Here is a 14039-nt window from a genome sequence, read left to right as displayed (position 1 = left end):
GGGGCCGCTTATTGTCCCTGCGGTGTCGTCGCCAGTTTGGACAGGTCGAAGCCCTGGTAGGCCAGCCGCTCGAGCAGGGCGGCGTAGGCCGCGGGCGCTACGGTCGGGGTGCGCGACAGGATCCACAGGTATTCCCGCTTCGGCTCGCTGACCGCGGCCAGCTGGTAGTCCGGATCGAGATCGACGACCCAATAATTTCCCCAGACAAAAGGCAGGAAGGAGAGCCAGCGTGGCGCGAAGCGTACCTGGAGGCGGGGCGAGGTCGCGTCGCCGGGTTGGCGTGCGCTGCCGACGGCTTCGTCGATGCTGCCGTCGGCGCGGCGGCAACGGTTGATGACATGCACGTCGCCACCTGGTTTCAAGCTGTATTGCGCGCGCGTGTCGCTGGCGCAGTGCCGCTGGAAGCGGTTCGGGTATTTGGCGATTTCATACCAGGTGCCCATGTAGCGCGGCACGTCGAGCGTGGCGATGGTGGCCAAGGGCGGCGCGGTGTCTTGCGCGGCGGCAGGAGTGCCGGCGCAGAGGAGCGGGCCGCACAGCAGGGCGAGCAGGCTGGTGCGCAGGATGTGGGGGGGCGGCATGGACTCGGGTAGCTTGTGTTGATCGAAATGGGACGCCGGCAAACGGGACGCGAACAAATAAACGCCGGGTCCATGCGGACCCGGCGGGCGGGAGGAGGGCTCCCGCCTGATGCCTTACTTCGGCATCATGACCTTGTCGATCACGTGGATCACGCCGTTGTCGGCCGCGACATCGGTCTTGACCACTTGGGCGCCATCGACCATGACCTTGCCCCCGTTCGTCTTGATCTTGAGCATACCACCCTCGACCGTCTTGACCTCGCCCGGCTTCACGTCGGCCGCCATGACCTTGCCCGGCACCACGTGGTAGGTCAGGACCTTGGCGAGCGCCGCCTTGTCTTTCAGCAGCGCATCGAGCTTGGCCTTCGGCACCTTGGCGAAGGCTGCGTCGCTCGGGGCGAACACCGTGAACGGGCCCGGGCCCTTGAGGGTCTCGGTCAGGCCGGCCGCCTCGACGGCCTTGACCAGGGTGTCGAACGAACCGGCCGACTTGGCGGTGTCGACGATATCGGCGGCCTGGGCGGCGCCGAAGGCGAACAGGAATGCGGTTCCGAGCAAGAGCTTTTTCATCGAAAATTCCTTATCAAAGGTGAGGGAAAGGGCGGGCATCGGCCCCGCGTACCGCGTGGCGCCGGACGAGCGCCTGTCCGCGCCGGCGGCCCTGGCGGGGCCGATGCCCATGCTGTGTACATGTTGATGTTGTCAATGTAGTCCGCAGGCGGCGTGTTGTCTATGGTTTGAACAGGTGTAGAATGAATAAGATGGTTCAATATCGGGTCATGTCCTTGGAAATCTTGGGACGCAATCTTTGGGGCGAATCTGATGAGTGAAAAACAGGTCTTTGAATCCACTGACCGCAATGCGCGGTTGTCCGACATCACCTACCGCAGCGGTGCGGCGGCCCGGCTCGCCGGCCTGCCGGTCGAAACGCTGCGCGTCTGGGAGCGCCGCTACGGCTTGTCCGACCCGCAGCGTTCCTCGCATGGGCAGCGCCTGTACTCGGCCGAACAGGTGCAGCGTCTGCGCCTGCTGAAGCAACTGGTCGATCTGGGGCACCCGATCGGCCAGCTGGCCGGGCACTCCATCGACCGGCTGCGTGAACTGGCAGGCATCGGTGCGGACGGTCGCACGGCCGCGCGCGGCCCGATCAGCGTGGTTGCCGTCGGCATCGGCCTGGCGCACCGGCTGGCCGTGGGCGGCAACGCGGCATTGCAGCTCGACATCCTGGCCAGCCACGCACGGCTGGAGCAGGTCGCGCCGCTGCCCGACGCAGCCGAGGCCGCCGTGCTGCTGGTCGAGTTGTCCGAGCTCGACGAGAGCGCGCTGCCGCGGATCGCCGCGGCGCGCGACGCGGTGCGGGCCAGGGCGGTAACGGTGCTGTACCGGTTTTGCGCGAGCGCGACCATCCGGGCCCTGCGGGCGCAGGGCTGGGTGGTGGCGCGCGTGCCGGCCGAACTGGGCGAGCTGCTGTCCCTGTGCCGTACCGCGCTGGACGGGCAACGCCTTCCGCTGCCGGCGCAACGCAGCGAGCCGGCGCCGCCCCGGTTCGACGAGGAGGCGCTGGCCCGCCTGAGCGTAAACAGCGGGAAGCTGGCCTGCGAATGCCCGCGCCACCTGACCGAACTGCTATTGATGGTCGGCAGCTTCGAGCGCTACAGCGCCCAGTGCGCTTCCCGCGACAGCGCGGACGCCGAACTGCACCACGCGCTCGGGAACGCGGCGGCCCAGGCCCGCGTCGTCCTCGAAGACGCGATGGAACAGCTGGCGCGCGCCGAGGGACTGGCGCTGCCGCGCACCGGTGGCGCGCCGTGACGAAGACGTCGGTGCTTTCGAGGTGCTGCTAGAATCAGTGCTTCCCTAAGTACTCGCCCAAGAATAAATGTGTTTTTGGCTGCCATGACCGACGCGCTGCTGCGTTGGCGCGCGCTTGCAGTGCCCGCACTGCGGCGCACTCGCCGCCTTGCATCGCATTCGGCTCTGTTTGCCAAAATTTACATTTATTTCCGGTCGAGCACTTAGCGCTTCTTTTTCGTTACCCATTTGCGGAGTACCCAAATCCTGCGTTTCCTCATCCTCGCGGCAATGCGCAAGCCAAAGCTGGCGATTGCCCTTGCATTGCTCCTGCTGGCTGCCCTCGCCAGCACCTTGACCTATACCGGTTTCCTGGTCGTCGGCGTGCTGGCCGATTACCTTGGCACGGGGCGCTTCGTGGCGGGACTGCTGCTGGGCGTTCTGTTTGCGCGCTTCCCCTCGATCAGCCAGGGCCGGCTGCGCATCGTCGGCCTGTTGCCCAAGGCCGTGCGCCGCCCGCTCATCGCCGGCCTGCTCGCACTGTGCATGCTGCATTTCCTGGCGCGAGCCGACTACGTGCCCGCGGCGTTCACCGGTTTCGCGATGGCTTTCCTTTTCGCCTATCCCTGGGCGCGGCGGGCCATTTTCGACCGGATGCTGTCGTCCGTCTTCCCATTCGGCGGCCGCGCCCCTGCCCGGAACACCGACGACATGGTGATCGATGGCGAATTCAGGGAGAAGAAGGATTGAGGATCGGAGCCTGCGACGTCGGAAGGCGCGCATGCAAGACAGGAACGCCACCCGGAGGTGGCGTTGTTGCTGCGCGCTTGCCGCGTTCAGTGACGTAGCGGCGCTGCGCTCGTTGTCCGCTGTCCCGGTTGGTCGGGCAGGAAGGCCCGTTCGGCTGCCGCGGTATCGTCATAGCTCTGGAACCGCGCTATTTTTCCTTCGCGTACAGAAAACACATGCACCCACGGGCCGCCGAAGCTGCGTCCGCACATGCTCGTGTCACGGGTGGCCGACAAGAACAGCGTAGTACCGGAGGAGTGGAAGTCAAGGTGGCCGCGGCGGGCGGCGACGGTGGGGAAGGACAAAACAAAAACGCCACCCGAAGGTGGCGCTTTGCTTTACTGCTGAATTCTTGGTGGCCCGGGGCGGAATCGAACCACCGACACAAGGATTTTCAAGACGGCTGCCCTCTGGGTCAAGCCAAGTAAAAACGCATCCTTCAAGGATATCCTATTGCTCAGCGAAAGCAGTATAGTTCTTCCTTGATGCAGCGTTTGCAGGGCTGCACGTGTAGGAAAATCCCGGCCGCAGCCTGATTCCATCGCGGCCTGCAGGCCTTTTGATACCCATGATTCTTGCCCCACGGACCGCCAATGGACCAGCGAAGCTCCACAAGGAGAATTTGGGGCATCAGGTATCTTCCTGACGCAATCTTCTTCTTGGTGGTCCGTCGAGGCTGCCCATGCGAAACTCCGCCCACCTTAGGACCACCAATCAAAGTTTCGAGGCCTCTTCGGTACCCTTACAAGCCGTCGCTGTCCTCGAAATAATCAGAGTCGATGCGCTTGACCTGGTACGTCGTCACAACAGAAACGCCCACATCGAAGTCGATCATTAGACTTGCAAGCTGCTTCCCGTCGATGAGCACGACTTTGGTGTCGATCCTAGACGCGTACTCAGTCGCTTCTGATGTGTACGATGAGGTCGTAATGAATACTCCCTTTCGCGCACGTTGGCCTTGAAGGGCGCCGACGAATTTTTGGATTTCAGGACGGCCGACGGTGCCCTGCCAGCGCTTAGCTTGCAGGTAGATAGTGTCCAGTCCAAGGCGATCTTCTTTGATAATCCCATCAATTCCGCCATCGCCACTTTTGCCGATACGTTCGCCAGCATCTTGGCGAGAGCCCCCGTAGCCCATCTTTACCAGCAACTCGACAACCAAATGTTCGAAGAAGGCCGGTGAACATAGGAGGACGCGGCTAAGGATATCTTGCGCCAAGCTTGCACGAATACTTTGGTTTGCCAGCTCGAGAGCTTCCTCTGGGGTCTGCTGCGAAGGCGGTGCTACTGACTCTGCAACCGTGCTCTCTTTGTTAAGTTTTGCCGCATCGCGAAATTCAACAAACTCAGGGAAACGGTCGAGAAATTTGACGTCAATTTTCTGCGGATTTTCTTCGAGAATTTGTCGGCCACGTTTCGTGATTTTGAGGACGCCACGTCGGGGTGACTCAAGCAGCCCAGCTTTCTTCAGGTACGAATTTGCCCAACCGATCCGGTTGTTGATCACCGCTTGTTGCCCACTAGCCAAAAGCTGGCCTCGCTCATCTTGCGTAAGCTGAAATTCGACCGACAGTTTTTCGACTGCTTCGCGGGTGGTGTGGTCGGCTCCGTCTGATGCGAGCCGAAGTAAGGGCAGCATTAAAGTTTGATAGTCAGGGATGGGCATGTCTGTCTTGCTCAGTTCCGGATGGTTTGTTGTCGGCACAACTATAACCCAGTTGCCAGGCTTCCGGGCTATACCTCAGCAGGTGATCAACGACAGTCCAGTCACATGCAAAGTTATTTTCTTGAGCGGTCATAGATTTCATATTGTTGATGGTTATACGATTGAATACACGAAAAAGCGGCATGCCTGATATGGCTGAGGGTGGTGTCGCAGTATCCCTCGCATGGAAATATGCCATGATATCTCTTTGTCGTATTTTCGAGTTTAAAGAGTTAAAAGTATTAACATCGGAAGCGCTCATCGGGGAATCCGAAAAATCTTGCACTGCCAATGATTACCATGATTAATCTCGTTTATCATGGTAGCGAATAAGTAATCATGATAAACGGGCTAGACGATAAGCTCTAAAGCTAATCGACAATTTTTCATCAATCAATTAAAATAAAATAGTAAAATACTATTTTAAAATCTACATTGGTGGGGATAGCGATGCAACGGCTTTACGAGATCGGCTTTCAACGAGCAGGACGGTGGTCACTGAAAGGTAATGAGCTTTTTCTTCAGCTCGAGAACTTGGCAGATCGCCAAAACGTCCTGTATGCGTTCGTCACCGGTAACACCCTCAAATATGTGGGCAAGACCACTCAGACCCTTCAGCGTCGGATGTTCGGCTATCAGAAGCCTAATGTAGATCAGCGCACGAACTGGCGGAATCGCATCGCAATCGTTGACCTTCTTAAGCGAGGTCAGCCTGTAGAGATTCTTGCCCTAGCCGACGCCGGGCTACTTCGCTATGGGAGCTTTCATCTCAACCTTGCGGCAGGACTGGAAGACAGCATTATCCAAACCCTCAAGCCCGAGTGGAATGGAGGCCGCACGAGTGCAGCGATCGAGGCTCTGACGGAGGCGAATCCCCCCGATACAAGCGGGGAGGCCAAGCTTGAGGCGCAAGTACATGAGGTAGCCCAGCAGCTTGCCGAGCTGAATCCGCCAAGGCAGCATACTTTTGTAGTGACCAGCACGGAAGCCAACCCAGCAGCACAGGCAATTCAGACTAGGCCAGAGCCGACGGTTCACCTGCTGACGCCTGTAGCGGAGACTCGTCCGCACAAGAACACGCCAAACCCTGAATCGAAGACCCTGGAAGCTGCTCCCTACTTCGTTCTAACCCTACAGAACACCTATCACCGGACCGGCTTCTTCAACGTCCCGCTCAACTGCGACAGGTACTTCGGCCCTGACACAGCGAAGATTACGATCTATTGCGGACGAGAGAAGCTTGCTGTTACGGGTCACATCAACCGCACAGCCAACACGAACGGCACCCCACGAATCATGGGCGCTGTCCCTCTACGTCAATGGTTCCAAAAGCGAAGGCCGATGAGTCATCTGAAGGTATCAATTCTTGGACCGACAACAATCCACATCAATGATGCCTAGCTCCATTTGTAGATATGCAACGTCTTGAGCGGCTAAGAAACACGTACTCGAAGGTTTGGTTCCAAAATGCAACCTTCAAGCGTAAAATATGTCTTCTAGACTGCTGTCCGCTTTGCCCCCATCGATGACATTAAGATTTTCGGAGGATTTTTGAAGATTGAAACAGGATGGGTGAAGCCACCAATGTCCATTGGTGGCCTGGATCATCTTGGAACACAAGCACCTTGTGTCCTAATCTACAGTCAATTGTTGCCGGGAATTACAAACGTCACCGATCGGGCGCGCTACTATTCGCTCTATCCTTGGATCGTCTGGGCGTTCGACCAGCGCTACCCTAAAAACGACCATCTGCAATTCGTCGAATTTTTCCGACGGGCCGACTGTCTGTTCACTTTGATTTCAGAGCGTCACGCTCGACTCACTGATCACGACAACGAGCGACACGGCATTGCTATGGTTGGTCGGAACCAACTAGTGCAGGCGTTGGACCTACTTCAGGCAGGCCACTCGTTGCACCTTTCCGAATATACCGCACACGAGTCGCCGTCAAGATACTTCAAGAATCCAATGGGTGGCCTAGGGCAGTATTACGCCGGCACTTTGAGTAACCTAAACCTGATGGATGCGTCAGCTAAGCCATGGATTAAGTACACAAAGGAATTCGGTGCCCCGTTGGCAGAACACGTCAATGCAAACGTACCGGCAGCTCACTTCTGGGATGTGATTGAATGCGATATTGTTTCGCTCGCTGATCTGGATGCGCTGGATGCATTTTGTGCATGCCAATTGTTGCAGAGTGTTGACGAGTGCCAGACGCTTACCGACCTATATTTTGATCGCAATAACGTGTACGGTCACGAGGGGCAGCAACGCAAACAGTCACTGGGGCTAATATTAAACTTAGCGTTCTGTCTCGGGAAGGGGCAAGACTTGACAGAGACAGTTTTTCGCGCGTGCACATATTCGGGAAAGCTTCCTGCCGGTATTACGTGGCCGCTGCCAGATTCTCTGAGGTCGACACTCGCTTGCTGGTCGATTTACGAGCGAAATGATCTGCTTTCCGTCGCATGCCAAACGGTCCTTGGACTTGCACTTCGTATATTGGAACCGCAAGACGTTTCTAATAAGACGACCTATTCCTCGGTCGAAAATTTTGCTGAAGAATTTTCAACTAGTGCTACGGTGATGGCCATTGCTAGCAAGCTCGAGATCGAAACATTTGGCGATTATATCGATCATCTAGCGGTGACTGCTCCGCCAATTGGTTCCTGGGAAGATGAGGCGCACGAATTTCAGGTTGCGCTGCAAATGATGACGAGCTGGACGCGCGGTGGCGACACTGAAATTTTAATTGAACTTTCGGTGCGTTTACTTGCCTTATTGTCCTGCCGGGATGATGTAACATTGTCGCCTTATGAGGGCCTTGCAATTCCTCTCGATGCCTTAACTGATTATCCAATAAACTTGATAAGCTTCAGGGCACGTATTGTCACGTGGAGGCCGATGACCTTTTCACAGGTTGTCTCTGATTTGATTACTTGGTGCTTAAACACGCATCTGCGCGTTGCTTTACGTAAGCTGAGACAAACTGGGCGCTCTACCTTTCACATGCGGCCGTCTGAACGTGGGTTAGAAGTTGTCGGAGTTATACCGCCTCCTGCGAACACTACGCCACGTTTCCGTCAGGCGGTTCAAATTCTGCGCGACATCGGTGCGTTGACACGGGACAGCTCGACTCCAAACCTCCAGACGCGTGTATCTCCGATAGGCATGAGCCTGATGAAGGAAGCTAGTGTCTGAGCCTATTTCAATTTTCAACGTAATCAAGCGAGGTGGTTACGAAGCGTCGTTGATCACGACATTTAACGCAACTCTCCCATTTTATGAAGAGGTATTGCTACGAAAACTGGTAGGTTCCGGTTGTAGACATAACGTTGTGTTGATGGATCGTTCGCAATGCTCAGTCTCTTGGAGAAGCGAGGCCACACGCCCAAGGCTCGCGGGACATGCTTACACTTTGCTTCCGATAGCCGCACCAGGGGCGTTTCACCCCAAACTTTGTATCCTTGTCGGTCCTAAGAAGGCTTCTGTTTTGATAGGCAGCCACAATCTGACACTATCGGGATTCGGCTACAACCGTGAAATAACCAACTGGATAGAGATCGCAGGGGCCAAAGACTCCGAGGGTGCCGCGCTGCTTAGCGACGCTTGGAGTATGACGCGTCAATGGATCGAGATGGAGCGTGGGAAGACCTCTGATGCTCTAATTGAGGCGGCTTTATCTCTCGCAAAATTCATCGAGCCTTTAGCGTCGAAAGTTAAGCCATCGGCAGATGTATTCGCGTTGACGCATACTCCGTTTGGCCTACCGTTGCTTGACCAAATATCAAATAAGATTTCGGCGAGTGTTAGAAGAATAAGCGTTATTGGCGCATTTTTTGACAAGGAACTAGCGCTGGTAGGAGAACTTACAAGGCGTTGGCCAACGGCAGAGGTAGTCGTCGGTATCGATCCCCAGTCGGTGCAGTTGCTAGCTAAACCTGTTTCCAGTGGCGCACGCTATGTGGATACACGGCATATGTGGCCTGTAGAGAAAGGTTACTTACATGCGAAGGCGATCTATTTCGATTGCGGAGATGAAAATAGCGCATTCGTAAGCGGCAGCGCAAATCCTAGTCGCCCAGCATGGATCGGGCCAGCGACGTCGTCCAATGTCGAAGCAGTCTTGTTACGCATTGGCGCGGGCGCTCGTGAAGCTGCGGCTGGGATCGGGTTAGATCGTATTTTTGGCCTTGCAGAGGTAGATCCTGGTGTTTTTGATGCAATTGTGGAACGAAGCTCTACCGAGGTGAGGCTGTCGGAATCACCTTCGGCACCGATGTGGACTGGAACCGCATGTTCCGAAACCGGGAAGATACAGATTTCATGTCGAGGAACAAAACCCACAATCGATCGGGTAGATCTTTTTTGTGGTGATATGCAGCTGGTTGAAACGGTAAAATGTTATCAGAAGGCTGGAGAGGAACTCATCGGTATAACTACAGGTGGCGTAGATCGCGTTCGGTCTTGTTTGCTTTACTCGGGGGATCTAATCGTCGCGCGCGCCATGATCCACCACCCGCAGATCATCTCAGCACTCGCACAATCTACCCGGCAGCATCAGATTCGAGCCGCGTTGAGCGGTCTTGGATCAGGTGAAGGCGACATTTCAAAAGTAATCGCTTCTGTTGAGCGTGTGATATTTTCTGAAGAAGCGTTCCAGGAAGTTCAGCGGGGACTGCGAGAGCACAAGGCCACACCTTCCCGACTTAAGACGGACTCAGACCTAGAAACTCTAGCTATTAGTGTCGCCGATATGCCGAAGGAGAAAAAAAAGGTTCGAGTCTTGAAATCTGGAGATCTTGCTTACTTGATCGATGTGCTTTTGCGCCGGTTGTCGGAAGGGTTGAATACTACGGCTCCAGGAACTGACACATCAGGCCGGACGGAGGAAGAGCAGGTAGGAGCTGACGGTGATGAGGAAAATAGAATGGCTGAGCCTGCTCTGCCGGGAACGACCCTGAGTGATCGGGAAGTTGCGCTCGCTGTTTCCCGTCGCGCGAGAGCATTAACGAGACGTATGGTTGATCAGCTGAAGTTAGCGTCGAAGGATACTGACCGAAGAGCTTCAGCTGTATTACAACTGATTGCAGTCCTAGCTCTCGTGCGCGAGCTCCGTCATCTTGATAAAACACCTCGCTGGAGAGCAGCAGGGCATCTTCTGGTAGATGTGCGTGATCGGCGCTATTTGTTAGATGAGGCCCTTAAATACCTCCTTGGATCGACCTTCCACATGCTTGATGAAGTCGACCGCGCAACGGGCTGTGATACTGAAGAAGGCGTTCAGTTGAAAGTGCTTCTTCTTTGGCTCGCGTGGGACCTCGGAGAGGAGCTATCTGAACAGGTTAGGATAGTTTGGGATGCAAGTGAGCGTAAAGCCAAGCTTTGTGCCAATGCAATTTTCTTAAAGTTGATTCCGCCCGTTGTCGCGCAATCGGCCGCTCGCGCGGAATTGGAGCGAAGTATTTCGCTCACTGTTCATCGTACCCCAGAGGCTGCTACGCGTGCGAGCACCTGGCTAAAGCGCCATCTTCAGTTTGGGGATCTTTGGTCAAGCGGAGCTCGCGTGGGGGGAGCGCTACGTATTGGAGGATATTGCCGAGTACTAGGAACGGTTGACGAACCTCGCGTTGTAATTGACCTTACGGACAGAGTTGTAGAGTTCTGGGATTTCGATAGGATTCGAGGATTCGCGCGAACGCACGTGGTCGGCGTTGTTCCGGCGATTCCTGACTCCCTCACAGCATGAGATTTTCGCACCTTAAACCTGCTCACGCTTGTCGTAACGGCGGGATTTGGTCAGCGTAATCACCGCGTCCACTCTTGCCGGATGCTGCAAAAATATAGTCTGGCTGCTGTCAACGTTCAAGGCCGAGCGAGGAGAGGATCTTGGTTTCCTTAAGCAGCTAACCGCGATTATTCAGTCGTGTGATAAGTCTTTGGTAGAAGGGATCCGTCTGCGGATTGTACCCCTCCGATCCTCCCCAATAGTTCGTGCCGAGTACCATTTTCACATTCTCGTAATGCCAGTGCAGTTTCTTCGCACGTGCGGTTGGCGAAGATCCAAGCATATCAGCGATTCGCTTCTTCCAAGGGTGGTTACTCCCCATGATGTTCTCATTCCTGCCGATGAGTTTTCGGATGAAATGCGCGCCGACTAGGCGGTCCAGCTTGCGTATGTTGCAGGCCCGGTGCGCGAGAACAAGGTTCCATATCTCGTCGTGCTGGAGCACTTGACGCGGCAGGACATGGTCCACATCGATGTCTTCGGCGCGTAGATCGAGACCACAATAGAAGCAGGTATTTCCTTGGTAGCCCTGTAGAAACGGTATATTCCCAGTCAAGGTTCTTCTCTTATATGCGCCGTCCAGATAGATCGAACGCACGTCGTTAGCAAGCCGCTGCTCACCGGTCGCGATCAGGAACGCGCCCTCAAGCAAGCCCCAGCGCGCGTCCAACTCGGCGTGCAGCGCGTCGGTTTGCTTTTCCCTAACCATATGCAGCTCGTCGGTCAGTTCGAGTGTTCGTCCGAACTCGAACCGATAAAATTTTCCTTGGATGCTTTCGATTCCAGCGAGGTTATGAAAGCGTGGAATGACGTCATCAAACGCATCGGCCTGTACCGTGCCGACCGCCGTGTCTATGTCGTTTCGTAGTCGGAAGTTCGCGACAATTCTTTCCATTGCGGTTCGTCTTCCAGGCGTTGCCTGCTGAGGCAACGGATCGGCCACGTCTAGGCGGGAACGGTAAAGTTCGAAAAATTCGCTCGCGAGGATGTCCCACGACACCCGGTTGTATCCTTGGGCGCTCAGGGAAAGTAGTGTTTTGCCCAGGGCTATCTTATAGGTCGCCTGGTTCAAGCCGTACAGGATCAGGGCCTTCCAGTAATCGGTGGCGGAAAAGTCGTCGTGTGATGGCATTGCCGATAGCCGAGGCAGAAGTAAAGAGTCTAGCTTGCACTATTTCTCAACTACAATCTAGTCTTTCAGCTGTCGTGCAGCTGGTAATAAATGTGTTCTCTTGTCCGACACCAATATGATGACTGAACAAAAGCAGGCTTTATGGGACAGGTTTTGCGCCGAACACCGCATCGTGGAAGCTAGCGTGCCGCTGTTCCTCTGCGACGACAACGGAAGAGCCGCTTCGGTTCCCTTTGGCAAGGACGGTCGCCTGATCCTACGAAGGTCGCCGGAAATGGAGGCGTTGATCGTGCGAGAAGTAGGTAAGACTCTGTCAATAGATACTCGCAACGAAGGCATCCTCTACATGATGCACTGGCAGGACGCGGGACGGGTCACGCCTTTATACATCGGCCGCGCTGGGAAGTACGGAAAGGGCGGCGGAAACATCTCCGCGAACTTGCGAGACATCGAGCGGGATACTTCAAAGTTCGCCCGTTGGGGGTCGGGGTACGCTTACCATATCGGAGATCTAAGCGCCGCGGCGTGCACTGGCCATGGAAGCGACAAACTGGTAAAGAAGTACTGCCGCTGGGCTCAACGCTTGTTTCTTGACGCGCCCGCGCCAACGCCGACCCTACGGCGTCCGGTCTATTTCTGGGCGACCGCCTGGAGCGCTGATTCGTATAGCATCTGGTCCGAGTTCGGCAGCTGTTTTTTGGCGTTTCAGGAATACTTGCTGATTGGCGTGGCGGCGCAACTCTTCCCCGACAGCCTACTCAACGACGAGGGCGTCAACCGGTCTGCATCGACCTTCGTAGCTTCCCCGTCAGGAATGGAACAATGAGGAACACCGACTTCTACGAACGCAACGCTGACGCCTTCTATGGCGATACCGTCACCACCGACATGGCTCCGATCTACGAGCGATTCCTGCCGCTCGTCAGGCTGAGAGGAAGGATTTTAGATGCTGGCTGTGGGTCAGGACGCGATTCCTTGGCTTTCCTGCAGCGCGGCTATCGAGTCGACGCCTTCGATGGGTCCAGCGAAATGGTGCGGCGCGCGAGGGCGCTCACAGGGATCGAAGTCAGGCAACTGATGTTTGAGAATCTGCTCGACACACCGCTGCAGGAAACGTACGACGGTATCTGGTGCTGTGCGTCTTTGCTTCACGTCGAGCGTGACAGACTGCCGTCCGTGATGGACGTACTGTGTCATGCCCTTGCACCGGATGGGATCATGTACGTATCGTTCAAGTATGGTGAAACGGCTCGGCTAAAGGATGGGAGGCGATTCACTGACCTAACCGAACAGGGCCTAGATGAGATTCTGGCCACAATTGGTGGATGTGAACTCAACGATCTGTGGGTGACCGACGATCAGCGGCCAGGCCGCGCTGACAGATGGCTTAACGCCATTGTCCGAACTATTTAGAACGCAGAGAAGCCGCAATACGTGACCGACTCCGTTGCTGTGGTCGTGAATATTCAGCTACATTAGCCCGCGTTGCGTCGTCACTTGATTTGCTGATCAAACCTGTAGCTGCTCGAATAGGATCGGCGTGGTTGGGTTTGTGGATATCTCAACCGTTTTATTTTTAATCTGATAACATCATCGGAAGAAGACTCGGTGAGGAGTGCGGGATGGACATGACCCGACCATGCAGCTGTCAGGGTAACAACGAGCGTTGTTACAAATGTGACGGGACGGGTTATCTGCCTGAGCGCCACGTTACAAAGCCGTTGAAGGCTGGCGGGATTGTAATGCGGCAGTTCAAGACAAAGCGTCGCGTTGCTTCTATACGCAGCGTCTCTGGTTCGGTCAAGAAAGAAGTGCCGGCGATTCAGCCGCAACAGCAAGCCTTGCCACCGCCGCCAAGGATGATGCTGCGTCTACCTGACGACGCGCAAAAGCCAATGTACTTGGTACGCGAAGGAATTCGTTTCACTCGATGTAACCGATGTAGCTTCTACGTTGTAAGCGAGCGTTTTCTTGTGCACGACGATGTCTGCGCACATCGGCAGGTACGCCCGGAGTTACCACCGTACAGTCCTCCTATTTTAAGCAAGTTACTAAAGCCCCAAGACCGGGTCGCCTGCATGCATTGCAGGAATATGGTGAATAGAGAAAATATGGGACGTCACTTGCGGCGTATCCATGGCATTGACCCGACCCAGGTGCCGCTGAGTGATGTCACCACAACGACGCCAGTACCAAGTTCAGCGTCATTGCTTGCTTCTAAGACAGCGGCAGGCTACCTCTTTCGCAACGGAG

The 14039-nt window shown here is 55.7% G+C and carries 13 protein-coding genes; 8 read left to right on the top strand and 5 right to left on the bottom strand.

Annotated features, from left to right (window positions below; translation table 11 throughout):
• Positions 1-8: 8 nt before the first annotated feature.
• Together RT688_RS17545 and RT688_RS17540 are read right to left on the bottom strand one after the other, a co-directional pair.
• Positions 9-581 (bottom strand): lipocalin family protein, encoded by a 573-nt coding sequence (locus tag RT688_RS17545; protein WP_313706138.1) that lies wholly within the window; start codon positions 579-581, stop codon positions 9-11.
• Between the two features lie 114 nt (positions 582-695).
• A complete protein-coding gene (locus RT688_RS17540; RefSeq protein ID WP_313706137.1) occupies positions 696-1151 on the bottom strand; it encodes a fasciclin domain-containing protein in 456 nt (151 codons plus the stop codon).
• A gap of 252 nt (positions 1152-1403) precedes the next feature.
• Between RT688_RS17540 and RT688_RS17535 the strand changes: the two genes are divergently transcribed.
• Both RT688_RS17535 and RT688_RS17530 read left to right on the top strand, forming a co-directional pair.
• Positions 1404-2393, top strand: a complete 990-nt coding sequence (locus RT688_RS17535; RefSeq protein ID WP_313706136.1) for a MerR family transcriptional regulator — start codon at positions 1404-1406, stop codon at positions 2391-2393.
• 270 nt (positions 2394-2663) lie between these two features.
• A complete protein-coding gene (locus RT688_RS17530; RefSeq protein WP_313706135.1) occupies positions 2664-3122 on the top strand; it encodes a hypothetical protein in 459 nt (152 codons plus the stop codon).
• 781 nt (positions 3123-3903) lie between these two features.
• Here RT688_RS17530 and RT688_RS17525 read toward each other — a convergent pair.
• On the bottom strand, positions 3904-4827 hold the full coding sequence (locus RT688_RS17525) for a restriction endonuclease (protein ID WP_313706134.1): 924 nt from the start codon (positions 4825-4827) through the stop codon (positions 3904-3906).
• Positions 4814-5128, bottom strand: coding sequence for a hypothetical protein (locus RT688_RS17520; protein WP_313706133.1), 315 nt, complete (start codon positions 5126-5128; stop codon positions 4814-4816). The genes RT688_RS17525 and RT688_RS17520 overlap by 14 nt, the downstream gene beginning before the upstream one ends.
• Before the next feature lie 188 nt (positions 5129-5316).
• Between RT688_RS17520 and RT688_RS17515 the strand changes: the two genes are divergently transcribed.
• The 3 genes from RT688_RS17515 (at position 5317) to RT688_RS17505 (ending at position 10615) form a co-directional block, all read left to right on the top strand.
• The gene (locus tag RT688_RS17515) at positions 5317-6267 is read left to right on the top strand and encodes a GIY-YIG nuclease family protein (protein WP_313706132.1); all 951 of its coding nucleotides are present in this window, start codon (positions 5317-5319) and stop codon (positions 6265-6267) included.
• 150 nt (positions 6268-6417) lie between these two features.
• Complete coding sequence (locus tag RT688_RS17510; protein ID WP_313706131.1) at positions 6418-8067, top strand: hypothetical protein; 1650 nt, start codon at positions 6418-6420, stop codon at positions 8065-8067.
• Positions 8068-8284: 217 nt separating this feature from the next.
• Complete coding sequence (locus RT688_RS17505) at positions 8285-10615, top strand: hypothetical protein (protein ID WP_313706130.1); 2331 nt, start codon at positions 8285-8287, stop codon at positions 10613-10615.
• 157 nt (positions 10616-10772) lie between these two features.
• On the opposite strand, the gene RT688_RS17500 is transcribed toward RT688_RS17505, so the two are convergent.
• Positions 10773-11786, bottom strand: coding sequence for an HNH endonuclease domain-containing protein (locus RT688_RS17500; RefSeq protein WP_313706129.1), 1014 nt, complete (start codon positions 11784-11786; stop codon positions 10773-10775).
• 115 nt (positions 11787-11901) lie between these two features.
• Here RT688_RS17500 and RT688_RS17495 point away from each other — a divergent pair, with 115 nt between their 5' ends.
• From RT688_RS17495 to RT688_RS17485, 3 genes are all read left to right on the top strand, one after another.
• On the top strand, positions 11902-12612 hold the full coding sequence (locus tag RT688_RS17495) for a hypothetical protein (RefSeq protein ID WP_313706128.1): 711 nt from the start codon (positions 11902-11904) through the stop codon (positions 12610-12612).
• Positions 12609-13199 carry a class I SAM-dependent methyltransferase gene (locus RT688_RS17490; RefSeq protein ID WP_313706127.1) on the top strand — a complete coding sequence of 197 codons (591 nt, stop codon included), beginning with the start codon at positions 12609-12611 and terminating at the stop codon, positions 13197-13199. The genes RT688_RS17495 and RT688_RS17490 overlap by 4 nt, the downstream gene beginning before the upstream one ends.
• A 209-nt stretch (positions 13200-13408) precedes the next feature.
• Positions 13409-14039 (top strand): hypothetical protein (locus tag RT688_RS17485; RefSeq protein WP_313706126.1); only part of this gene is annotated, 631 nt, incomplete at its 3' end.

It is taken from the genome of Massilia sp. (genome assembly GCF_032106685.1).
GTDB lineage: Bacteria > Pseudomonadota > Gammaproteobacteria > Burkholderiales > Burkholderiaceae_D > Telluria.
Note: the sequence above shows the minus strand (reverse complement) of the source record. Positions and strands in the feature narration are given on the sequence as shown.